Here is a 22,020-nt window from a genome sequence, read left to right as displayed (position 1 = left end):
GTTTAAGCAAAAGGAGTTACCGTTATGCGTAAAAATCGAATGAGAATCGTCGTTTTATTGATGTTGTTTGCCATGCTAGCTTCGACGCTGATCGCTTTTCTGGAGCCTTTCTTCATTCGCTAGCCCTGCCATGGGGGCATGGCTGCTTCGTCATGAATAGATGACTTTTTGAACTACCTCTTTACGCCGTAGTCCAAGCCCCCGAACGCTCAAATACCGCGTTAAACTTCGGAACGATGTCCCTTGCGACTTGTTCTACCGTAAACGAGCGACCCGTTACATCCTCCAGTGAGGTGACCCCGTATTCTTGAATTCCGCAAGGAATGATTCCGCCGAAGCCTTCCTCTTGAATACCGGACTTGACGTTAAATGCAAACCCATGGCTTGTAATGAAGCCTTTTTGGTGCCTGCTTTTGTTAAATTTCACGCCGATGGCACAAATTTTCACATCACCGACCCATACCCCGGTATACTCTGGTTTACGCGACCCTTCTATACCGAAACCGGCAATATAATTGATAATGACCTGCTCCAATTGGCGCAGGTAACCGTGCAAATCCAGTTCACGTCCGGCCCCCAGCCGAAGCAGGGGATAACCGACAAGCTGGCCGGGGCCATGGTATGTAATATCTCCGCCGCGGTCGATTTCAAACACCGCAATGCCCCGATCCTTCAGTTGCTCTGCGCTGAGTAACAGATGCTCGGGATGACGCTGGGAGCCGATGGTATAGGTCGGCGGATGCTGCAACAGCAGCAGGTGTTCTCCCTGCTGCTGCGCATCCATCTCTTTGATGAGCCGTTTCTGCAAATCCCAGGCTTCCCCATATTCCATCATCGGATAATAGCGTACTGTCAAGCCCTCGTTCATCGCAATCTCGCCTCGATCCTCTCTTTACGCTCAATAAACCTGCGTTTCCGAATTGTAGCTTTCCATATTTTCCTTCACCCGCTGCATAAAGCGACCGCAAATGACCCCGTCCAGGATCCGGTGATCTAATGACAAGCAGAGATTGGCCATCGAACGGACGGCAATCATGTCGTTAATGACAACCGGTCTTTTGACGATAGATTCAAACGTTAAGATGGCGGCTTGCGGATAATTGATAATCGGTTGCGTCAAGATCGAGCCAAAGGAACCGGTATTGTTAACCGTAAACGTCCCGCCTTGCATGTCATCCAGCTTCAGCTTGCCAGAACGAACCTTCGATGCCAGCTCCTCGATTTCCCGCGCCAAGCCGGCGATATTTTTCTGGTCGGCCTTTTTGATGACCGGCGTCAGCACCGAATCCTCGGTCCCGACAGCCAGGGAAATGTTGATATCGCGCTTGACGATGATTTTGTCTACCGCCCACACCGAGTTCATGATCGGATAATCCTTGATGGCTCCCACAACCGCCTTCAACAGGAAAGCCAGATACGTCAGATTGACGCCTTCCTTCTGCATAAATTCCTGCTTGATCTTGTTGCGCAGTTGCACCAGGTTGGTGACATCGACTTCGATCATCATCCAACCGTGTGGAATCTCCGACACGCTTTGGCGCATCCGGGTCGCAATCGTGTTACGAATCGGGGTCACGTCGATAAAATACTCAGAACGGTCGCCCCCCTCCACTTCAATGGTCGGGATCGGAGGGTTTTCCGTCAGGTGCAAGCCAGAATGGCGTACCGGCCCGGCAGCTGCGTTCAGCCCGCCAGAGATAGCGTTCTGCGGCGCCGCTGTAGCGATAGGCGCTGCCTGTGGCTGTACGGGCTTCGCGGCGGCTGTTGACGTGGCTGCTGGAGCAGCTGGCGCAGCAACAGCACCCCGACCGCCCTGCTCGATATAGGCCAAGACGTCCTTGCGCGTGATCCGCCCGCCAAGCCCGGTGCCGACGATTTGCCGCAGATCCAGGCCATGCTGGGCGGCAAGCGTCTGTACCGCCGGCGAGTACCGGCTGCGCTGCGACTCGTCAAGCTGCTCAGCCGTGCCTATCATCCCCGCCTCAGGGCTGACAGCCGCGGGTGCGTCTTGACCGCTAGCCGTTACCTCATCCGCGTTCGCCGTCTCGATCCGGCAGATTACGGCACCGACCTGAACCTCCTCCCCTTCCTCGGCCAGCAGCTCGCCCATCACGCCGTCCAAGGTCGAAGGAATTTCCGCATTCACTTTATCTGTGATGACTTCGAGAATAGGTTCGTATTGCTCAACCGGATCACCCGGCTTCTTCAACCACTTCCCGATGGTTGCCGACACGAGCGATTCGGCGAGCTGGGGCAAATGTACGTCAATCAATGTTTTATTGGATGGCATCGGTATACTCACTCCCAATTAATAAAGCGCCAATTGAAGCATCGCTTCTTTGACCTTATCTTTGCTAAGCATAAAGAATTTCTCCATCGGCGGACTGATCGGCATTGCCGGAACGTCTGGGCCGCATAACCGCGCGATCGGCGCGTCCAGTTCGAACAGGCACTCCTCGGAGATAATCGCCGAGACCTCAGCGCCAATCCCACCGGTCTTATTATCTTCATGAACGATCAACACCTTACCCGTCTTCCGGGCTGCTTCCACGATCGCTTCGCGGTCCAGGGGCTGCAGCGTACGCAAATCGAGAATATGAGAGCTGATCCCCTGCTCCGCAGCTAGTTCTTCCGCGGCTTGCATCGCAAAATGCAGCGGCAAGCTGTAACTGATAACCGTAATATCGCTGCCTTCGCGAAGCAGGTTTGCCTTGCCGATCGGTACCACGTAATCGTCCTCCGGCACATCCTCTTTGATCAGCTTGTAGCATTTTTTGTTCTCAAAGAATAACACCGGATCGGGGTCGCGGATCGCCGCCTTCAGCAAGCCTTTGGCATCATAAGCCGAATAGGGGGCAACGATCTTAAGCCCTGGCGTTCCGAAGAAGATCGATTCCGGGCACTGGGAATGGTACAATCCGCCGAAGATCCCGCCGCCAATTGGGGCGCGAACGACGACAGGGCAATTCCAGTCGTTGTTAGAGCGGTAGCGAATTTTGGCCGCTTCGCTAATGATCTGGTTGGTAGCAGGTAACATAAAGTCCGAATACTGCATTTCCGCGATCGGTTTCAGCCCATACATCGCTGCCCCAATCGCAACCCCGGCGATCGCCGATTCGGCGAGCGGGGTGTCGATGACGCGCATTTCCCCAAACTGCTCCTGCAGTCCTTTTGTCGTCGTGAAGACGCCACCTTTGACACCGACGTCTTCCCCCAGCACAAATACGCTCTCGTCCCGCTCCATTTCTTCCTTCATCGCAAGACGAATCGCGTCGATATATTCCATCACCGGCATAATTATTGACCCTCCCCTTCGCTGGCATACACGTGCAGCAGTGTGTCCTCCGGTTTCGGGAAAGGCGCGTTGTCTGCAGCTTCCACGGCTTCCTTCAGCTGCCCATGGATCTCCTTCGACAGCCTTTCATCCTGCTCTTCGCTCCACAGACCGGTTTCGATCAGATAGGATTTCATTTTCGGAATTCCGTCTTTTTTCCAATTCTCATCGACTTCTTCTTTTGTCCGATACGCCAGGTCATTGTCCGAAGTAGAGTGTGGAGACAACCGGTACATCATCGCCTCGACAAGCGTAGGTCCTTCGCCGCGAACGGCACGTTCCCGCGCTTCCTTCACGACCCGATACACTTCGAGCGCATCGTTGCCATCTACGCGAATCCCCGGAAAACCGTAGCCTTGAGCCCGGTCGCAAACGCGCCCGCCCAATTGCTTCTTCACAGGAACGGAAATGGCGTATTGGTTATTTTCGCACATGAAAATCACCGGCAGTTTCTGAACCCCGGCGAAGTTCAAGCCTTCATGAAAATCGCCCTGGTTGCTGGAGCCTTCGCCAAATGTAACAAAGGAAACGATGTCCTTCTTTTGCATTTTCGCGGCCAAAGCCACGCCCACCGCATGGGGTACCTGGGTGGTTACCGGACTAGAGCCGGTCACAATACGCAGCCGTTTGCTGCCGAAATGCCCCGGCATTTGCCGGCCGCCGCTGTTGGGGTCGTCCGCTTTAGCGAACGCAGAGAGCATCAGTTCCGTCAGCGACATACCGGCCGCCAGCACAAATCCGTAGTCGCGGTAGTACGGCAGGAAGTAATCGCGCTGACGGTCTAACGCGAAAGCCGCGGCAACCTGCGCTGTCTCCTGACCGACCCCGGACACGTGGAAATTGATTTTTCCTGCCCGCTGCAGCAGTAGGTTACGCTCGTCGAATTTGCGCGCAATCACCATATATCTGTACATCTCAACGACTTCAGCATCCGTTAATCCGAGCTGCTTATGTTTGGATTCAGTTTGAACAATACTTTTCGCATTCATGGGAGTTACCTCCTTCGATTGGGGCATTACATAGCTTAATCTTAACACCAGGTACTAAGACTTGGAATAAGTTTATTATAATCTTTTTGCAGCGAAAAAGAAAATAGCCGTCTTCCCGTCCGTTTCTTCAGGCGTTTAAGGAGTTCCCGTCCACGGCTAACGCCGCTTCCCCGATAATTTCCGCCAGCGTCGGGTGCGCGAAAATCGCCTGTCCGACTTCCCAAGGCGTCGCGTCCAGCACCTGTGCCAGTGCCGCTTGGCTGATCAGCTCCGTCACATGAGGCCCGATCATCTGAACGCCGAGAATGTCATTCGTGCGGGCATCGGCTACCATTTTGACGAAGCCTTCCGTTTCGCCGTGTACCATCGCCTTGCCGATCGCCGAAAACGGAACCTTCCCGATTTTGACGTCCAGCCCTTTCGCTTTCGCCTCTTTGGCAGTGATTCCGACCGAAGCCACCTCCGGACGTGTATACACGCAACGCGGCACTTGGCTGTCCTGATAACCATGCGAAGCTTCCCCGGACAAATGATGAACGGCCGTTAACCCCTCATGACTAGCAGCATGCGCCAGCTGAAGTCCGCCGATGCAATCACCGATGGCATAAATGTGAGGCTCGGTTGTCTGCATATGTTCATTTACCCGGATGAAGCCGCGGTCTAACCCGATGTCGGTATTTTCCAGCCCAATATTCTCCACATTAGCCTGCCGACCAATCGAGACTAACAGCTTGTCCGCCTCTAGCCGAATCGATTCGTCCCCTCGCTTCGCCGAAATATGTACCCGGTTATCACCCATTTCGAAGGAACTTGGATCTACGGAAACCCCCGTAATGACTTCAATCCCTCGGCGCTGCAGCTGTTTCTGCAATTCTCGGGCCACATCCTCGTCCTCGGCCGGCAGCAGTTGATTCGCCGCTTCCACCACAGTTACCTGCACGCCAAAGTCATTCAGCAGCGATGCCCACTCCACGCCAATGACACCGCCCCCTACGATCAGCATCGAGCCAGGGAGATCCGCTAGCTGCAATGCTTCATCACTGCTGAGAATATGATTGCCGTCCGGTTCAAGACCCGGCAGCGTACGCGGCCGTGAGCCTGTTGCAATGATCAGATTTGTCGGCACGATGGTCTCCATCTCCCCATCCGGGAGCTCTACGGCAACCGCTCCACTTTTCGGCGAGAAAATCGATGGCCCAATCACCCGTCCATTTCCTTCAATCACGCGGATTTTATGTTTACGCATCAAATATTGGACCCCTTTGTACAGCTGATCCACGATGCTTTGCTTTCTTTCTTGTACCTTCGGAAACACCAGGGTGACCCCGTTTGCTTCGATGCCGTAGCTTGTGCTATCCTTCATTTGCGCGAAGAGCTCGGCGCTTCGAAGCAGCGCTTTGCTTGGGATGCAGCCCCGATGCAGACAAGTTCCACCTAGCTTGTCCCGCTCGATGATGACGACATCTTTCCCCAATTGGGCCGCGCGAATGGCCGCGATATATCCTCCCGTACCTCCGCCCAGTACCGCTACATCACAAGTTATTGCCATATCAGATCTCCACCCATTCTATCAATTCAGTCGCTTTCCCCTATTTTACCTTGTTTTTCCGTGAATACAAACCAGAGCTGCAAATAGACATCACATCAGGAAAAAGGTATGATATTTTTAACAATACATAGCCATTATGAGATGAAAGGACGATCTCCCTGATGAAGTTGATGTTATCCCGGTTTGTCGCCATTATATTGCTGGTTATTCCCGGCATTACGGCGATGATCGGCTTCCTGAAAATCAAAGACTCCCTATTTGATTATATGTCCGCTCACGGTGACGATGCGTTATCCCGCATAACGTTCGACTGGCTAAACTTTGGGCTGGGTGTTGTTCTATTCGCAGCCGGCGCCGGATTTCTGGGTGGCTGGATCTTCTTCAGGGACCGCAAACGGAACTACGTGGGACCTAGATTTCGCAAAAAAGAAGCCTCTGCCGTCAAAGAACCGGAGCCGGCCGGGATCCCGCACGATTAACCTTAGATGGCAAAAAATAAACCTCTTTCGCCTTAACAGATGGGCGGGAGAGGTTTTCAACTTACTCGTATAAGGCTTCTTTCAGCTTGGTCGACATCCGCGAAGCGTTGTGGGAAGAAGCCCGAAGCAATGCTTTGCGTAATCTGGCATTTTCAGCGGTTACTTGTTCGATTTGATCGATAAGCTCCAACAAAACCTGCCGCTTCTCCTCCTCCAGATGGACCTCCTCCAGCAAACTCCGATAAGCCGCCGAATCAAATTTCTGGGACATGTTTGCTCATCCTTTCTCAGATCGCATTATACCATAAGCTCCCGATGTCGGATGTGCGTCGTTTCGACCTGAATGGTGGAATGACCGATCTGGAACGTTGTCTCTAACACGGAAATAGCTTCTTGAAGCACGGTTTGACTCTGGCTTTCGTCCTCAATCGTCAGATGGCAGCTTAGCGCATCCATACCCGATGTGATCGTCCAAATATGCAAATCATGTACCTCAACAACGCCAGGTATGCCTTCCAGACACTGTTTAACCTCGCTTTGATCGATCGATGCGGGCGAACCTTCCATGAGAATATGCACCGATTGGACTAACACGCCCCAAGCGCCGCGAAGAATTAACAACGCTACGACAACACTGATGATGGGGTCAAAAATGTACCAACCAAATAACGACATCACGATTCCTGCCAAGATCGCTCCGACAGAACCCAAAGCGTCTCCCAAGACGTGTAGGTAGGCACTTTTCAGATTCACATTCCCCTTCACATCGCCTTTCTTGAGCAAGGCGGCAGCGCTGGCTAAGTTGGCAAGCAAGCCGATGACCGCGATGACGATCATGGTATTGCTGGAAACGGTCGGCGGATCAAGCAGGCGCCCGTAGGCCTCCCATATGATAATTCCGGCAATCACGAACAGGGTAACCCCGTTAAGCAGCGCCGCCAATATCTCCAGCCGGTGGAACCCGTACGTGTTCCGCTTCGAAGCGGGGCGGGCGGCAAACCAAATCGCGAATAAGCTGAGCACCAACGAACTAGCGTCGCTAAGCATATGTCCCGAGTCGGATAACAAAGCTAAGCTTCCCGTAAACAACCCGCCGCAAAATTCGAGAACAGCAATCGAAGCCGTAATCAACAAAGCGATGAGCAGTCCTTTTTTATTCCCTGACCGCACGGCATGGTGATCGTGATGGTGTCCGGTATGGTCGTGATGGTGATGCGCGTGAGAATCATGATGATGTTCCATTGAAACTCCCTCCCTAATCGCATTTCGCATGTTGGATTGCCTGGGTCAAGAGCGAGATAACATGGTCGTCGTCGCAGCTGTAATACATCGTATTCGCCTCCCGCCGGAACTTCACGAGCCGCAAATTACGCAGTAAACTCAGCTGATGGGATACCGCCGATTGTGACAAATTTAGCACGTCCGAGATATGGGTCACGGAACATTCTTCTTCCGACAGCAAATAAAGAATTTTGATCCGAGTGGGGTCGGATAATGCCTTGAAAATTGTAGACACCTTCTCCAGCGTATCCGGGTTTAGATAGGTGTGGACATCTCTCTCCATCGGTAGTTCCTCCTCAGAATCAAGTACATGAGCATATGTTCATATACAGAATAATCCTCAAGGTAGGTTTTGTCAATTGGCAAATAACAAATTATCCTCCCAAAATAAAAAACGGCCGCATCCCGGTATACACCGAGAGGGACCGCCTTTCATTCGTATCTGTATAACTACGCAAGTGAACGACCAACGTTATAAATTCACCAGTCGTTATCACGTTCATTCGTTTCCTTAGACTTTCACGACACTTTATGCTCGATCCGAAGCTTATCCGCCACCATGGCAATAAATTCGCTGTTAGTCGGCTTGGATTTGGAGATATTGATCGTATACCCAAATAGATGGCTGATCGAATCGATGTTGCCGCGCGTCCAGGCGACCTCGATCGCATGGCGAATTGCGCGCTCCACGCGAGAAGGCGTCGTTTTGAATTTTTCTGCGATTGCCGGATACAGCGTCTTTGTGATTGCGCCTAAGATCTCGATGTTATTGTATACCATCGTAATGGCTTCACGTAGATATTGGTACCCTTTAATATGCGCAGGAACTCCGATTTCATGTATGATCGAAGTGATGTTCGCATCGAGGTTTTTGCCCTTGCCTAAAGGTACCACATTCGATTTGGTGTAAGAAGTCGATGGTGTATTCGTCGTTAAGGGTTGAACGCCGACAAGCTGACGGATACGATTCGCTAGGACTTCCATGTCAAAAGGTTTCAAGATGTAGTAAGAAGCGCCAAGCTGAACAGCACGTTGCGTGATGTTCTCTTGACCAAAAGCGGTCAGCATGATGATTTTAGGTTGCGGTGTCAAGTTGAGATCGCGAATGCGCTCAAGTACGCCGAGTCCGTCTAGATGAGGCATAATGATGTCCAGGATCAACACGTCCGGAACTCTTGCTGCATTATCGATCATCTCCAGCACTTCTTCCCCATTATAGGCGATTCCCGAGACGACCATATCGTCTTGCTCCGAAATGTATTCCGCGAGCAAATTCGTAAATTCTCGATTATCATCCGCCAACAACACTTCGATTTTCTGCACTGCCTACGTCCTCCTTCAGGTAAATGGATGGGTTCTAATATTTTTCTCCTCTTCCCAGAATAAGGATTCGACACGCAAAAGTAAATTCCTTCTGTCGAAAATTATTTTTATTTATTTTTTTGCAGGCTTGAGATATAATAAAATATTTATTTACACAAAGCGATTTCGTTCGGATTCATTCGACAAATGCATACAGGAATGAGGAGGGGTTTGTCGAGCGGCGTAACCCTCAGGATAAAAAAATCTTAAGGCAGCGTTAGCTCGCCTTAAGATTTTGCTGTGTTTCTTTGCCTCTTTGAAGAATACCGGCGTCCTGTAGCATCCATTCGATAAAGCAACCGTATCCCGATTTCGGGTCGTTAACGAAAACATGGGTGACTGCTCCAATCAGCTTCCCGTTCTGAATAATCGGGCTGCCGCTCATGCCTTGTACGATGCCACCCGTTTTCTCCACAAGGCGAGGATCCGTAATTCGAATCACCAGACCTTTGGTTTCCGGAGCGCTCTGCTTGGAAACATGGACGATTTCAACCTTAAATCGCTCCACGTGTTGACCTTCCACCACGGTCAAAATTTCCGCGGGTCCTTCCTTAACTTCCTCCGCAAATGCAACAGGAATCGGTTTCTCATATACGCTATGTTCCGGGTTTTGTGACATTTTCCCGAAGATCCCGAAGTGCGTATTCCGTTCGATATTGCCCAGAGTTTTACCTTCCTTCAGAAAATGTGCCCGCTTCTCCCCCGGTTCTCCGCTTTCACTCTTAGAGATGGACGTTACGCTGGACTGCAGGATCTGTCCGCTACCCACCACGATCGGTGTCTGCGTATTCATGTCAGTGATAATGTGACCTAACGCCCCATATACTCCATGATTCGGGGAATAGAAGGTTAACGTACCCACCCCTGCGGCGGAATCCCGGATATAAAGTCCCAATCTCCAGGCTCGATCCTGTTGATCGTAAGCCGGGCTCAGAGAGGTGTTAAATTCCTTGTCGTTCCGCTGATAGGTAATCTTGAGCGGTCTTTGGTGTTTGCCGGCATCAGCCGCTATATCGGCCACCTCGCGGACATCCTGCAGTTTCGTACCGTTAATGTGAGTGATCAGATCCCCGGCTTGAATTCCGGCAGCTTCGCCGGGAGATACCTTGCCGGTATCAGTGACGACCTGGTGATGGCCGACCACTAAGATCCCGGCGGATTTGACCTTTACTCCGATGGTTTGTCCGCCGGGAATGACTTTGAGGTCCGGAATCACATTGACCTTGACAGTCTTCAGAGGAATTTGACCGAATAATTTCATGCGGAGGGTTGCTTCTCCACTGCGAAGCGACGAGAGCTTGAGCGGATTTCCCAATGATACTTTCATGGATGGATTTCCCTGCCCGTTCAACATCACAACATCGGGCCGATCCACACTGACTTCGGCCTGTACAGGCAAAGCTAATGAAATTTGCGTTCCCTGACCTTGAAACAGGCGTAACTCGTCCGGCAAAACAGGAAGCCGCCCTTCAGCGGCGGACGTGCCGAGAAAACAAAAGAAGAAGGCAAGAAAAAGACCGAGCATTCTATTCCTGAGGTTCGGGTTCAATGGCTGTCACGCTCCCTTAGCTTCTTTCGCTTGACGAAAAGGTGGTCGCCAATTGCGTACCTATAAGATACCCCGGGTCAGGTGTTTTATTACTGTCAATCATTGTGCCGCACTTAATAAACCATCCTTTTGTGCCTGTGCCAGCTTCAACATTTCCTGGGCATGATGCTGCGTCTTCTCCGTGATTTCCACCCCGCCGAGCATGCGAGCTAATTCATTGACCCGTCCCGCTTCATCTAAAGATTCAACGCGGGTCATCGTGCGGCCGTCCTCTACAACCTTCTCAATAAGATACTGACGATCGGCCATGCAAGCCACCTGCGGAAGATGGGTAATGGCGAATACTTGGCACATCGCGGACAAACGTGATAATTTATCAGCGATCGACTGGGCTGCCCGTCCGCTGACGCCGGTATCGACTTCGTCGAAGATCAATACAGGAACTTGTTCATGCCGGGCAAAAATACTCTTGAGCGCCAGCATCATCCGCGACAGCTCGCCACCGGATGCAATTTTGCTCAGCGGCCGGAGCGGTTCCCCCGGGTTCGGCGAGATCAGGAATTCGGCATTATCGATGCCCTGCTTACCGGGACGGATTTTCTTGCCTTCCCATTCCAACCCATGGGCGTCCTCCATCACGGACAATTTCACTTGCAGGGAGGTTCTCCCCATCTGCAGGTCTTTAAGCTCGATCTCGATCTGATCCGCGAGTTCTTCAGCCATCCGATGACGCACAGCGCTCAGCTCTAGGGCTTGAGTCATCAGGCTTGTGGTCAGTTTCTCCCGCTGTGCCTGAAGCTGCTCCAATCGCTCGTCCTTGTTCTCCAAAGCGTCGGCTTCCAAACGGATCTTCTCATAATAAGTGAGGATCCCTTGGATGTCGTCCCCGTATTTACGACGCAGGGAAGAGATCAGGTCTAGGCGTTCCTCTACCTCCTCCAGCCGCTCCGGATTAAACTCAATCCGTTCACGGTAATCCCGCAAACTGAAAGACGCATCCTCCAGTTGATAATAAGCCGACTGCAGTTGCTCCAGGAGAGGAGAAATCCCTTTGCTGTCATAAGCGGCCACTTCACTTAGTTTGGATACCGCTTTGGCGATCGCATCGAGTCCTTGGGGACCATACAACGAGTCATACGCTTTCGAGATGGACTCCATCATTTTCTCGCTATGGGATAGCTTGACCTTTTCCTCCGCGAGTAATTCATCTTCACCCGGTTTTAACTCGGCTGCCGAAATTTCGCCAAGCTGAAAACGGTATAAATCAAGCATTTGCAAGGCCTGTTGGCTCGTATTGCGCAGCTCGTTATATTCTTTATCAATGCGAACGAATTCGGCGTAAGTCGCCTGGTAAGCCGCCTTCACCGGATCAATCGATTCGGCCCCGTAAGCGTCCAGCAGCTCCAAATGGCGTTCCGGCCGAAGCAGGGTTTGGTGCTCATGTTGTCCATGCAGGTTGATCAACTCGTCCCCAACCTCGCGCAGCATCGACAAATTGACCAGTTGACCGTTGATGCGGGCCGAGCTCTTGCCTTGGACGCTGATTTCCCGACGTATAATTAGAAGCTCGCCGGGATCCCCGGCAATCCCAAGTCCGTCCAAGGTGGTCCAAACCGGATGTTCCGTCGGCAGATCGAAGGAGGCCTCCATTTCAGCCTTGTCACAGCCATAACGAATCAAGTCCGCCGAACCCCGGCCGCCGGCAATCAAGCCCAGCGCATCGATAATAATCGATTTACCTGCACCGGTCTCCCCCGTCAGGACATGAAAGCCGGAACCAAACGATACATCCACCGCTTCAACAACCGCCAAATTACGTATGGATAAATGAACCAACATGCGAGGCCCTCCTCCCCCTACTCCAAGCTCAATTAAGATATGTATCCCATGATCTGTTCGATCAGAAACCGGCTGTAGTCCTCATTCCGGCAGATCAGCAAAATCGTGTCATCTCCGCAGATCGTGCCAAGCAAATCCGGCCATTCCATATTATCCAGCAGTACGGCTACCGAATTTGCCGTACCCGGAAGGCATTTCATGACGACTAGATTGCCGGTGTGATCAATATGAACGAAACTGTCGACCAGCGCGCGCTGCAGCTTCTGCACCGGGTTATAACGCTGAGCAGTCGGCATGGAGTACTTATACTTGCCGTCGTCGGTCGGTACTTTAATCAACATCAGTTCCTTGATATCACGGGAGACCGTGGCTTGGGTGACCTGGTATCCTGCCTCACGCAGCGCTTCCACCAACTCATCTTGGGTTTCGATTTCTCTTGCCGTAATGATTTCCCGAATTTTGATATGTCTATGCCCTTTCATTCTGCCCTCCATTCGCCTGATGATCGAAAATTTCGATTCAGGCGGATTCATCTTCTTCGTCTTCTTCCGTCGTTAAGGAGATTTCCTTGAGCTCCCCTTGATCTGGATCTACGTACAACACGCCGGCGCATTCCGGATAAAGCAGCAGGAACGGGAGCAGATCTCTGCGTAAGCCGCTGCCCGTCCATTCCATCGGGAGACGTTCCCTCGCGGTTCTTACCAGATAGAATTCCCCGTTCTTGACCGCAATATAGTCGATAAACAGACGGCTGTGCAGGAGTTCGCCGTCTACGCGAAAGGTGAGCGGCACCTTCAATTTATCACTGATGACCTCGTAACCCGCTTGCTCCAGCATGTCCACGGCAGGATGCTCTAGAATCTCCTCATTCATTTCAAATCCGATTCCCGATCTTAATGAAAACGGTTTGCGGACCCAGGAATGAAAACCTCGGTAAAGCAAATAAGCGCCGATTCCCGCGATCACGACCATCAGAATACCGTCCGAGTAAGCTCCCACCGATTATCACCTCAACCCTTATTTCGACGCAACCGCGATCAGCTCCTGTCAGGTACATAACAAAAAGTTGAGAGGAATGAGGACAAAAGCACAGTTTTGATTTTATTATAGGGAACAGGCGTTCGATTTGCAAGCGTACACACGCAAAAAAAGACCCATCACTTGGATGGGCCACCCGAAAAAGTGTTTGATGCTTCTTGGACAACGCTCGTCGCCAGTTCGCGGATCGGAGCGAAACGATCGTCCCCTAGTTCCCCTGCCTGGCTTGCGGTTTCCTCCAGCCTTAAATGAGCTAGGAATTCGATATTGCCCTCTCCGCCGGTAATCGGGGAGAAAGTCAATCCGGCTACCCCGTAGCCCTGGTCCAATGCAAAGCTCAGCACAGTCTCCAGCACTTCCTGATGAACCTTGGGATCCCGAACGACCCCTGATTTGCCAACCTTCTCACGGCCAGCCTCGAATTGCGGCTTAATTAAAGCGGCGATATCCGCCGGCCGTTCCAACAGCGCAAGAAGCGGCGGCAAAATGATTTTGAGCGATATAAATGAAACGTCGATACTGGCAAAGTCGGGCTTGGGCCCCTCCAAATCCTCCGGTGTCATATATCTAAAGTTGGTGCGCTCCTTGACGTTCACGCGCGGATCATTGCGCAGCGACCAATCCAGTTGATTATAACCGACATCAATGGCATAGACATAATCGGCGCCATGCTGCAGGGCGCAGTCGGTAAATCCTCCTGTGGAAGAGCCGATATCCAGCATCGTTCGTCCCGTCAGATCAAGGTTGAACCGCTTGATCGCTTTCTCCAGCTTCAGCCCGCCCCGGCTGACATAGGGATGGATCGCCCCCTTGACAGACAACGCGGTATCGCGCGGTATCTTCATTCCGGCCTTCTCGATCCGTTCCTGTCCGCCGAACACCAGCCCGGCCATGATCGCGGCTTTCGCCTTTTCCCTGCTATCGAAATATCCCTGCTCCACGAGCAGGACGTCTATGCGTTCCTTGGAAACCGACATGCCAATCTCCCGTCAATAATTTACTTTTTTGCCTAATGTCAAATGCTGACCGCCTCGCAATTTCTGCACCTCGCGTACAACATGATCGGCCGTCAAGCCCACTTCTTCCAACTGCTCCTTAATGCTGCCATGCTCGATAAACCGATCCGGGACGCCCATCAGATGAATGTCCAAACCAATAATTCCCAGATCCGCGTAGAACTCCAGGATAGCGCTGCCCAGGCTTCCGGCCTGCGATGCCTCTTCGAGCACGACAATCTTTCCGCTGCCCTGCGCAAGGCGACCCAACATCTCCCCATCAAGAGGCTTCAAAAATCTCGCATTCACCACGGCAGCCGAAACCCCCTCACGCTTCAGTTGCTCCGCGGCTTCCTCCGCAACCTGCACCATCGGTCCAACCGCGACAAGCGTTAGGCTGTCGCCTTCGCGCAGTTGTTCCCACGTACCGATCGGGATCGGTACCAGCTCATTGTCCAGCGGGACCCCGGGCACGTTGATCCGCGGATAGCGATAAGCGATCGGCCCGTCATTATATTCAAGCGCCGTCTTCATCATGTGGCGCAATTCGTTCTCATCCTTCGGCATCATTAATACGATATTCGGAATATGCCGCATAAAGGCGATATCGTATACCCCTTGGTGAGTCTCCCCGTCGGCGCCAACAAATCCAGCCCGGTCGATGGCGAACATCACGTTGGCATTATGGCGGCAAATATCATGCACGATCTGGTCATAAGCCCGCTGCATGAACGTGGAATACACGGCGTAAACCGGCTTCAAGCCTTCCATCGCCATCGCGGCGCACATCGTGGCGGCATGCTGTTCAGCGATGCCCACGTCAATCATTCGGCCGGGGAAACGTTCCCCAAATTTGACCAAGCCGGACCCTCCCGGCATCGCCGGAGTCACGGCCACGATACGTTCGTCCTGTTCGGCCAGCTCGATCAGCGTCTGACCGAACACCTCCGTATACATCGGATTGCCGACCGCCTTCAGCAGTTGGCCGGATTCGATTTTGTACGGCGTAATGCCGTGCCATTTATGCGAATCCTGCTCCGCCGGCGTATATCCTTTGCCTTTGGTGGTTAGAACATGCACCAACACAGGGCCGCTCACGTTATTCGCCTGTTTGAAGGAATCGATCAACCCCGGTAAATCATGGCCATCAACCGGTCCCAGGTATTTGAAACCAAGCTCCTCGAATAGGACGCCGGAGACCATCAAATACTTGAGGCTGTCCTTGACCCGTTCTACTGTTTTAGCTACTTTCCCGCCAATAGCCGGGATTTTTTTAAGCAGTTGCTCGACTTCATCCTTGGCCCGCAGGTAATTGCGGTCGGAACGGATTTTGGTCAAGTAGTTGTGCATGGCTCCAACGTTTGGCGCGATCGACATTTCATTGTCGTTCAGGATAACCATGAGGTCCTTCTTCTCATGTCCGATATGATTCAACGCTTCAAACGCCATTCCCCCGGTTAACGCGCCGTCCCCGATGATCGCGATCACCCGGTTCGATTCGCCTTTCAAATCCCGAGCCAGCGCCATCCCCATGGCCGCCGAAAGCGAGGTACTGCTGTGCCCTGCCTCCCACACGTCATGCTCGCTCTCGCTTCGTTTGACAAACCCGCATAACCCTTGATGTTTACGAAGCGTGTCGAACTGGTCCATCCGCCCGGTTAAAATTTTATGTACATAAGCCTGGTGGCCTACGTCGAAGATGAATTTATCCTGCGGACTGTTATAGCAATAGTGCAGGGCGATCGTCAATTCCACCACGCCCAAATTCGATGCCAAATGCCCGCCGGTAACCGACAGCTTCTCGATCAAGAACTGGCGAATTTCCTCGGCGAGCGGCGTCAATTGCTCCAGGGACAAGTTTTTCAGATCGGCAGGCTCATGTATTTGCGAAAGCAGCACAGCCATTCCCCGCTTTCCTTAATGTATAGTTCAAAAAGTCGGCCTTCAAATACCGGCTTCTGATGCACTAGATGATAATAGCCTTCATTATACCATATGTCACGATGATGTCGAAATCACTTGCAAGGGATGAATGAGTCACTTTTCCCTGATTTCGATGATTTGATTCTGTATTTAATGATCACGGCGAAGCAGCATATCGGCGATTTCCAACAACCGCTGCGGGTGCGGAACCTTCCCGTCCTGCACGGCTTCCTTCGCTTCGCGCGTCAGCCGGTCGACTTCGGACCGGGAAGCGTCAATGCCGATAAAGTAAGGGTAGGTCACCTTCTGCTGCTTCACGTCGCTTTGCGTTTTTTTGCCTAGTTTGCTTTCGTCCCCGATTAGATCCAGGATATCGTCTTGGATTTGAAAAGCATGGCCCAACGCGCGTCCGTAACGCTCCAAAGCTTCGAGTTGCTCTGTCGAACCGGCGGCGATATGTCCACCTGCTTTTGCCGAGAAAACGATCAGATCACCGGTTTTGTGCTCATGGATATAGCGCAGCTGCTTCAGGTCGGTCACTCCCTGCTCGCCTTGCATGTCGGCCACTTGGCCGCCAACCATACCGCCTGGTCCGGCATACCGCGACAGCTCTTCCACAATCGAGAGGGCCGCCGCCGCAGGTATTCCATGCTCACGGCTCGCTTGAACTACGCGATAAAAGGCATGCGTCAACAGACCGTCTCCCGCCAATATGGCCATCGCTTCCCCAAACACTTTATGATTCGTGGGTTTGCCGCGCCGAAAGTCATCGTTATCCAGGGCGGGCAAATCGTCATGGATCAGCGAATAGGTATGTATCATTTCCACGGCGCAGGCGACGGACAATGCCGCTTCTCGGTTACCACCGAGCGCCTCCGCCGCAGCCACGACGAGCAATGGCCGCAGCCGTTTCCCTCCCGCCATCAGCGAGTAATCCATCGCCTGGCGCAGCGTATCCGGCACTTCCCATGAGGCCGGAAGGCTTGCAGACAATCGGGCAGAAACGGCTTCGCCAATTTCCTTCATGTACTCCTCAATCGTTAGATGCTGCCGCAACAAGATCACCGCTCTCCTCAGAAATCCGCATTATCGCTCAGCGGCGGCTGAAACGGCTGCTTCGCTACCGCCCCGTCTTCTTCAACGATCATTTCGATCTTCTGTTCCACTTGGGCTAGCTTCTGGCCGCATATTTGCGAGAGCCGCATGCCCTGCTGAAACAGGTCGATCGCTTTCTCCAGCGGTACATCCCCGTGCTCCAGTTGAGACACGATGTCTTCCAGCTGGTTCATCGCTTCTTCGAAATTCAAATTCAGTTCCGGTTGCTGCGCTTCCGCGTTAAGCTTGGCTTCCTTTTCCTTCATCTTCTTCTCCAGCTCCTTCCGGTCTCATGCCCCAAACTTGACAATCCAGTTCTCCATCCGTGACTTTCACGGTGATTCGGTCGCCGGGGTCAACCTCCGACAACGACTTAATGAGCCGTTCCCCTCGTTCATCGTATACAAGACTGTACCCCCGCGCCATAACCTTAAGCGGGCTCAAAGCATCCAAATGGCGGATGCCTGAGGCCAGCTGTCCGGATTTCTCTCGCAGGATGCCTTGCATGGCCTGCCGCAGCAAGCGATCCGCTTCCCTCCGCCGACGTCCCGCGAACACCAGCGCTTCCTTCGGATGGAAGCGCAGCAGTCGCTGGTGCAGGCGGTCCTGCGCCGCGCCGGCGAGCTGCAGGCGCGTCTCCATGCGTCCGGTCAGCCGCGAAGACAGCCGGTCAAGCCGCTCCGCGTGCTGGAGCAGGCTGCGCCGCGGCTGCGTTAACGCCGGCGAGCGCGTCAGCCGGCGCAGCCGTTCGCGCGCCTGCTGCAGGCGGTGCTGCAAGCCTTGCTGCAGCACCTGTTCTCGCTGGCGCAGAAGCGCGCGCAGCTCGGCCATGTGCGGCACGGCCAGCTCGGCGGCCGCAGTGGGCGTGGCGGCACGCAGGTCGGCGACGAAATCGGCGATGGTGAAATCCGTCTCGTGGCCAACGGCCGAGATGACGGGGATCGCCGATTCGTAGATCGCACGCGCGACCTGCTCCTCGTTGAACGCCCACAGCTCCTCGAGCGAGCCGCCGCCGCGGCCGACGATGAGCACGTCGGCCTCGCCCATGGCGTTTAGCGTCTGAATCGCCTTCACGATCGACGGCGCCGCCCCTTTGCCCTGGACGAGCACGGGGTACAGGATTACTTTCGCTTGCGGATACCTCCGCCCGAGCGTCGTCAAGATATCGCGAACTGCCGCTCCGGTCGGCGATGTTACAACGCCAATCGTCTTGGGGAACTGCGGCAATGGCCGCTTCCGTCCCGGCGCGAACAAGCCTTCCGCATCGAGCTTCTGCTTCAACTGCTCGAATGCCAGATACAGGCTACCCACGCCGTCAGGCTGCATATGCGTCGCATAGAATTGATATTGGCCATCCCGTTCGTAAACGGAGACGTTGCCACGAGCAATGACGCGCGTTCCTTCTTTGGGACGGAACGGCAACCGCTGGTTATGGGAGGCGAACATAATACATTTAATTCGGCTGTCCGCGTCCTTTAGCGTAAAATACATATGTCCGCTGGAATGATGTGTGAAATTCGAAATTTCGCCGCGAATCCAGACATCGGTGAGCACCTGATCTGATTCCAGCTTCATCCGGATGTAGCGGTTCAAATCCTTGACCGTCAAAATCCGCTGCTGATCCAAGGGGGCCGCCTCCTTTTATTCAAATCTCACTGAACTTGCAGCTATTGTTCGAATGCTCGGATTACGACAGCCCTTGCAACCGCTTGGCCGCGATCAACGTATTCTGCATCAACATCGTGATCGTCATCGGTCCTACGCCGCCGGGTACAGGTGTGATGGGGCCGGAAACCTCCTTCACGCTCTCAAAATCGACATCCCCGGCCAGCTTGCCGTTCTCAAGTCGGTTCATGCCGACGTCAATGACCACCGCACCGGGCTTCACGTAAGACGCGTCAACGAAGTTGGCACGCCCGATCGCTACGACCAGAATGTCTGCAAGCTGGGTTAATTCCTTCATGTTGGCCGTCCGCGAATGACACATCGTTACGGTTGCGTTCTCCCGCTGCAGAAGCAAGGAGACCGGTTTGCCAACGATATTGCTCCGCCCGATAACGACCGCGTGCTTACCGGCGATGTCCACACCCGCGCGTTTGATGAGTTCGATGACTCCCGCCGGCGTACAGGGCAGCAAGCTATCGTCGCCGATCATCAGATTCCCGACATTGACCGGATGGAATCCGTCAACGTCCTTCTCCGCGGAGATGGCATCGATAACCGCTTTCTCGTCAATATGCTTCGGCAGCGGCAGCTGTACCAATATCCCATGAATATTGCTCTGACGATTCAGCTTGTCCACCAAGGCTAGCAGTTCCTCCTGAGACGTCTCCGCCGACAGGCGGTGAACCTCCGAATAGTAGCCTAGTTCATGACATGCTTTCTCCTTGTTCCGCACATACACTTGCGAAGCCGGATCCTCCCCGACGAGCACGACCGCCAGTCCCGGCTTAAAGCCCTGCTTCGCCAGCTGTTCTACCTCTTCGCGCAAATCCTTGCGGATCTCTTCCGAAATTTGTTTTCCGTTAATGATTGGTGCCGTCATGCTCGTCCTCTCCTCTACCCTAAATTAAATTATCGATTGCTTTTCAACTGGTCAACGTCTTGAATCATCTTCCCAAGGACCCCGTTCACGAACTTCCCGGATTCCGCGGTTCCGAAATGTTTGGCTAACTCGATCGCTTCATTGACCGCAACTTTGCCCGGTACGTCGTCGCGAAAGATCATTTCGTACGTCGCCAGTCGCAGGACCTGACGGTCCACCTTGGACAAGCGGCTGATTTGCCAGCCTTTCAAGTAATCCTCCAACAAGGCGTCGATCGCATCCTTACGGCTCCATGTGCCGTTGATCAGCTCCAATACGAAGGCCCGGGTTGCGTCTATATCGGACAACTCCACCTCGCTTTCGTTCTCTTCCATGGCTTCCGTAAGCAGCATCGTCACTGCTTCATTCGCATCAACTTCGTTCATTTCCATCTGGTACATACTTTGCACTGCAATTTCTCTCGCCAAACGCCGTTTCATCTGCTTCCTCCTAATAGTTTCTACGCTTCATGCATTAACCTTACATATCCTTCAGCATGGACCAAAACCGCCTCAATCATCACCGGCTTCGCCAACTTGCACTTCTCTTTGCACAAAAAAAGACCCGTAATTGGCTTACTCCACAAAAGGGGCAAGAGAACGTTCCTAGCTCTTTTCCGGAGTAAGCATATCACAGGAAACGGTAATGAGGAATTTGAAATCTCATTTAAAGGGACGCCAACGCGTAGACAGCCATTCCCAAATCATGCCCCAAGGGAACAGCGGGCCTCCCTCCAAGTCCTTCTGCTTGCCGATCGTATACCCGATAAACAGCAGCAAGGCGCAGAACAACATATTCCAGAATCCGAAAAACAGATAGATCGGGCATAAAAACACGGCCGCCGCTATCCCAAGCAGGCGTCCTTTGTGACTCTCCCATAATTGTTTCCAGAACACCCCGCTGCTCACCCCTATTCAACCCGGCTTTTGAGGACCGGGGAATGGACCAGATTCGCAATATAAACCGACACGTAGGATACGGGAATTCCCGTAATTTCCTCGACATGGTCATGAACTTGTTTCTGCACTTCTTCCGTCAGCACCGGGATCGATGTTTCTCCATCAACGAGTGCGCGAACCACGATTTCAAGTCCGGATTCCGTGATTCGAATCCGCGTCTTGACTTCCTTGATGCCACGCACACGAGAAGCGGCTTTGTAGGACAGGTTCTCGATCGTGTCCACCGAGATCTGGATATCCCCGTATTCGTTACGCTGGTCAATCGAGGTCGCCGAGCTGCGGTCCCTGCTGACCGATATGTAAAAAACACGGATGCTGATGAGCAGCAATACGATGGCTACTACCCAGGTACCGACATAGAACGGTTGCCGTTCCAGAATCTCCAGATTCAGGGGAACAGTGCCCGTAAGTAATAGAATGGTGAAAACAGATAGGATCGCGATGCACAAGCTGTAAATAAACATCAGAATTCGGTCTAAAATTTTGGCCACGACAGGTATTGCCTCCTTAATAGAGGTTTGCTTCAGCTTGTCCAGCTGAAAATTACAGTAAACCCCTGACCTGAGAAGCAGTCGGGGGTTCGTTACAATCGTTATTTCACGCGATGGGTCGCTTCGATTTCTTCCACACGTTCAGCAGCCTTGAAAATCACGTCGTGAATATGTACATTCACTTCGACGACGTTCAGCCCCGTCATGGTTTCAATGGAACGCTTGACGTTGCGCTGAATTTCCGAGGCGACTTCCGGGAGACGATTGCCGTATTCAACGATCACGGATACGTCCACCGCAGCTTCACGTTGGCCAACTTCCACTTTGACGCCTTTGGATAGATTCTTTCTTCCCAGCAATTCGGCAATGCCGCCGGCAAATCCGCCGCTCATTCCGGCAACGCCCTTCACTTCGACGGTAGCCAGTCCGGCGATCACTTCAATCACTTCCGGAGCAATCTGAATTTCACCAATATCCGTACGTTCGAATTCCGTTGGCAAAGTGCTCATTCTATTCATCCACCTCTCAATAAGTATGACGCTGCTCTAACGAT

General features: G+C 52.9%; 25 protein-coding genes. 2 read left to right on the top strand and 23 right to left on the bottom strand.

What is annotated here, in order from left to right:
* The first annotated feature begins 24 nt into the window (after window positions 1–24).
* Window positions 25–123, top strand: coding sequence for a stressosome-associated protein Prli42 (gene prli42 / locus KJS42_RS10370; RefSeq protein ID WP_155605425.1), 99 nt, complete (start codon window positions 25–27; stop codon window positions 121–123).
* A gap of 58 nt (window positions 124–181) precedes the next feature.
* Here the strand turns inward: prli42 and lipB are convergent, their stop codons facing one another.
* The 5 genes from lipB to lpdA all read right to left on the bottom strand — a co-directional run bounded on the left by lipB (window position 182) and on the right by lpdA (window position 5,872).
* A complete protein-coding gene (gene lipB, locus KJS42_RS10365) occupies window positions 182–868 on the bottom strand; it encodes a lipoyl(octanoyl) transferase LipB (protein ID WP_213622802.1) in 687 nt (228 codons plus the stop codon).
* Window positions 869–898: 30 nt separating this feature from the next.
* On the bottom strand, window positions 899–2,290 hold the full coding sequence (locus tag KJS42_RS10360; protein WP_213622801.1) for a dihydrolipoamide acetyltransferase family protein: 1,392 nt from the start codon (window positions 2,288–2,290) through the stop codon (window positions 899–901).
* Between the two features lie 18 nt (window positions 2,291–2,308).
* On the bottom strand, window positions 2,309–3,295 hold the full coding sequence (locus tag KJS42_RS10355; RefSeq protein WP_155605428.1) for an alpha-ketoacid dehydrogenase subunit beta: 987 nt from the start codon (window positions 3,293–3,295) through the stop codon (window positions 2,309–2,311).
* Window positions 3,296–3,297: 2 nt separating this feature from the next.
* Entirely contained in the window at window positions 3,298–4,323 is a 1,026-nt protein-coding gene (locus tag KJS42_RS10350) for a thiamine pyrophosphate-dependent dehydrogenase E1 component subunit alpha (RefSeq protein ID WP_155605429.1), read from the bottom strand.
* Window positions 4,324–4,450: 127 nt separating this feature from the next.
* Complete coding sequence (gene lpdA, locus KJS42_RS10345; protein WP_213622800.1) at window positions 4,451–5,872, bottom strand: dihydrolipoyl dehydrogenase; 1,422 nt, start codon at window positions 5,870–5,872, stop codon at window positions 4,451–4,453.
* A 161-nt stretch (window positions 5,873–6,033) separates the two neighbouring features.
* Between lpdA and KJS42_RS10340 the strand changes: the two genes are divergently transcribed.
* Complete coding sequence (locus KJS42_RS10340) at window positions 6,034–6,351, top strand: DUF2627 domain-containing protein (protein WP_155605431.1); 318 nt, start codon at window positions 6,034–6,036, stop codon at window positions 6,349–6,351.
* 61 nt (window positions 6,352–6,412) lie between these two features.
* Here KJS42_RS10340 and KJS42_RS10335 read toward each other — a convergent pair whose 3' ends face one another.
* The 18 genes from KJS42_RS10335 to KJS42_RS10250 all read right to left on the bottom strand — a co-directional run bounded on the left by KJS42_RS10335 (window position 6,413) and on the right by KJS42_RS10250 (window position 21,976).
* Window positions 6,413–6,622: a hypothetical protein gene (locus tag KJS42_RS10335; RefSeq protein WP_155605432.1), complete on the bottom strand. Its 210-nt coding sequence runs from the start codon at window positions 6,620–6,622 to the stop codon at window positions 6,413–6,415.
* 26 nt (window positions 6,623–6,648) lie between these two features.
* Entirely contained in the window at window positions 6,649–7,593 is a 945-nt protein-coding gene (locus KJS42_RS10330) for a cation diffusion facilitator family transporter (protein WP_213622799.1), read from the bottom strand.
* A gap of 13 nt (window positions 7,594–7,606) precedes the next feature.
* A complete protein-coding gene (locus KJS42_RS10325) occupies window positions 7,607–7,915 on the bottom strand; it encodes an ArsR/SmtB family transcription factor (RefSeq protein WP_155605434.1) in 309 nt (102 codons plus the stop codon).
* 236 nt (window positions 7,916–8,151) lie between these two features.
* Window positions 8,152–8,955: a sporulation transcription factor Spo0A gene (spo0A, locus tag KJS42_RS10320; protein ID WP_213622798.1), complete on the bottom strand. Its 804-nt coding sequence runs from the start codon at window positions 8,953–8,955 to the stop codon at window positions 8,152–8,154.
* A 256-nt stretch (window positions 8,956–9,211) separates the two neighbouring features.
* Window positions 9,212–10,543 carry a SpoIVB peptidase gene (gene spoIVB / locus KJS42_RS10315; RefSeq protein ID WP_213622797.1) on the bottom strand — a complete coding sequence of 444 codons (1,332 nt, stop codon included), beginning with the start codon at window positions 10,541–10,543 and terminating at the stop codon, window positions 9,212–9,214.
* Window positions 10,544–10,642: 99 nt separating this feature from the next.
* Window positions 10,643–12,382 carry a DNA repair protein RecN gene (recN, locus tag KJS42_RS10310; protein ID WP_213622796.1) on the bottom strand — a complete coding sequence of 580 codons (1,740 nt, stop codon included), beginning with the start codon at window positions 12,380–12,382 and terminating at the stop codon, window positions 10,643–10,645.
* Between the two features lie 32 nt (window positions 12,383–12,414).
* Window positions 12,415–12,864, bottom strand: a complete 450-nt coding sequence (ahrC, locus tag KJS42_RS10305) for a transcriptional regulator AhrC/ArgR (RefSeq protein WP_155605458.1) — start codon at window positions 12,862–12,864, stop codon at window positions 12,415–12,417.
* A 37-nt stretch (window positions 12,865–12,901) separates the two neighbouring features.
* A complete protein-coding gene (locus KJS42_RS10300; RefSeq protein WP_193415934.1) occupies window positions 12,902–13,381 on the bottom strand; it encodes a hypothetical protein in 480 nt (159 codons plus the stop codon).
* 158 nt (window positions 13,382–13,539) lie between these two features.
* Window positions 13,540–14,397, bottom strand: a complete 858-nt coding sequence (locus tag KJS42_RS10295; RefSeq protein ID WP_193415933.1) for a TlyA family RNA methyltransferase — start codon at window positions 14,395–14,397, stop codon at window positions 13,540–13,542.
* 12 nt (window positions 14,398–14,409) lie between these two features.
* A complete protein-coding gene (gene dxs, locus KJS42_RS10290) occupies window positions 14,410–16,320 on the bottom strand; it encodes a 1-deoxy-D-xylulose-5-phosphate synthase (RefSeq protein WP_483311275.1) in 1,911 nt (636 codons plus the stop codon).
* Between the two features lie 168 nt (window positions 16,321–16,488).
* Entirely contained in the window at window positions 16,489–17,364 is an 876-nt protein-coding gene (locus tag KJS42_RS10285) for a polyprenyl synthetase family protein (protein WP_193416290.1), read from the bottom strand.
* 47 nt (window positions 17,365–17,411) lie between these two features.
* Complete coding sequence (gene xseB / locus KJS42_RS10280) at window positions 17,412–17,699, bottom strand: exodeoxyribonuclease VII small subunit (protein ID WP_155605461.1); 288 nt, start codon at window positions 17,697–17,699, stop codon at window positions 17,412–17,414.
* Complete coding sequence (gene xseA, locus KJS42_RS10275) at window positions 17,674–19,059, bottom strand: exodeoxyribonuclease VII large subunit (protein ID WP_213622795.1); 1,386 nt, start codon at window positions 19,057–19,059, stop codon at window positions 17,674–17,676. The genes xseB and xseA overlap by 26 nt, the downstream gene beginning before the upstream one ends.
* 61 nt (window positions 19,060–19,120) lie before the next feature.
* Window positions 19,121–19,978, bottom strand: a complete 858-nt coding sequence (gene folD / locus KJS42_RS10270) for a bifunctional methylenetetrahydrofolate dehydrogenase/methenyltetrahydrofolate cyclohydrolase FolD (RefSeq protein ID WP_155605463.1) — start codon at window positions 19,976–19,978, stop codon at window positions 19,121–19,123.
* 29 nt (window positions 19,979–20,007) lie between these two features.
* Window positions 20,008–20,457: a transcription antitermination factor NusB gene (nusB, locus tag KJS42_RS10265; protein ID WP_213622794.1), complete on the bottom strand. Its 450-nt coding sequence runs from the start codon at window positions 20,455–20,457 to the stop codon at window positions 20,008–20,010.
* A gap of 222 nt (window positions 20,458–20,679) precedes the next feature.
* Entirely contained in the window at window positions 20,680–20,913 is a 234-nt protein-coding gene (locus tag KJS42_RS10260) for a DUF2273 domain-containing protein (protein WP_193415930.1), read from the bottom strand.
* Between the two features lie 14 nt (window positions 20,914–20,927).
* On the bottom strand, window positions 20,928–21,467 hold the full coding sequence (amaP, locus tag KJS42_RS10255; protein WP_193415929.1) for an alkaline shock response membrane anchor protein AmaP: 540 nt from the start codon (window positions 21,465–21,467) through the stop codon (window positions 20,928–20,930).
* 101 nt (window positions 21,468–21,568) lie between these two features.
* Complete coding sequence (locus tag KJS42_RS10250; protein ID WP_193415928.1) at window positions 21,569–21,976, bottom strand: Asp23/Gls24 family envelope stress response protein; 408 nt, start codon at window positions 21,974–21,976, stop codon at window positions 21,569–21,571.
* Window positions 21,977–22,020: the final 44 nt, after the last annotated feature.

It is taken from the genome of Paenibacillus sp. J53TS2, assembly GCF_018403305.1.
Lineage (GTDB): Bacteria > Bacillota > Bacilli > Paenibacillales > Paenibacillaceae > Fontibacillus > Fontibacillus rhizolycopersici.
This window is presented reverse-complemented; position numbering and strand designations above follow the sequence as displayed.

Bases quoted from the DNA above. Each gene is read 5' to 3' on its own strand.
- prli42 (WP_155605425.1), top strand. From the start codon at position 25: ATGCGTAAAAATCGAATGAGAATCGTCGTTTTATTGATGTTGTTTGCC.
- lipB (WP_213622802.1), bottom strand. From the start codon at position 868: ATGAACGAGGGCTTGACAGTACGCTATTATCCGATGATGGAATATGGG.
- KJS42_RS10360 (WP_213622801.1), bottom strand. From the start codon at position 2,290: ATGCCATCCAATAAAACATTGATTGACGTACATTTGCCCCAGCTCGCC.
- KJS42_RS10355 (WP_155605428.1), bottom strand. From the start codon at position 3,295: ATGCCGGTGATGGAATATATCGACGCGATTCGTCTTGCGATGAAGGAA.
- KJS42_RS10350 (WP_155605429.1), bottom strand. From the start codon at position 4,323: ATGAATGCGAAAAGTATTGTTCAAACTGAATCCAAACATAAGCAGCTC.
- lpdA (WP_213622800.1), bottom strand. From the start codon at position 5,872: ATGGCAATAACTTGTGATGTAGCGGTACTGGGCGGAGGTACGGGAGGA.
- KJS42_RS10340 (WP_155605431.1), top strand. From the start codon at position 6,034: ATGAAGTTGATGTTATCCCGGTTTGTCGCCATTATATTGCTGGTTATT.
- KJS42_RS10335 (WP_155605432.1), bottom strand. From the start codon at position 6,622: ATGTCCCAGAAATTTGATTCGGCGGCTTATCGGAGTTTGCTGGAGGAG.
- KJS42_RS10330 (WP_213622799.1), bottom strand. From the start codon at position 7,593: ATGGAACATCATCATGATTCTCACGCGCATCACCATCACGACCATACC.
- KJS42_RS10325 (WP_155605434.1), bottom strand. From the start codon at position 7,915: ATGGAGAGAGATGTCCACACCTATCTAAACCCGGATACGCTGGAGAAG.
- recN (WP_213622796.1), bottom strand. From the start codon at position 12,382: ATGTTGGTTCATTTATCCATACGTAATTTGGCGGTTGTTGAAGCGGTG.
- ahrC (WP_155605458.1), bottom strand. From the start codon at position 12,864: ATGAAAGGGCATAGACATATCAAAATTCGGGAAATCATTACGGCAAGA.
- KJS42_RS10295 (WP_193415933.1), bottom strand. From the start codon at position 14,397: ATGTCGGTTTCCAAGGAACGCATAGACGTCCTGCTCGTGGAGCAGGGA.
- dxs (WP_483311275.1), bottom strand. From the start codon at position 16,320: ATGGCTGTGCTGCTTTCGCAAATACATGAGCCTGCCGATCTGAAAAAC.
- KJS42_RS10285 (WP_193416290.1), bottom strand. From the start codon at position 17,364: ATGAAGGAAATTGGCGAAGCCGTTTCTGCCCGATTGTCTGCAAGCCTT.
- xseB (WP_155605461.1), bottom strand. From the start codon at position 17,699: ATGAAGGAAAAGGAAGCCAAGCTTAACGCGGAAGCGCAGCAACCGGAA.
- folD (WP_155605463.1), bottom strand. From the start codon at position 19,978: ATGACGGCACCAATCATTAACGGAAAACAAATTTCGGAAGAGATCCGC.
- nusB (WP_213622794.1), bottom strand. From the start codon at position 20,457: ATGAAACGGCGTTTGGCGAGAGAAATTGCAGTGCAAAGTATGTACCAG.
- KJS42_RS10250 (WP_193415928.1), bottom strand. From the start codon at position 21,976: ATGAGCACTTTGCCAACGGAATTCGAACGTACGGATATTGGTGAAATT.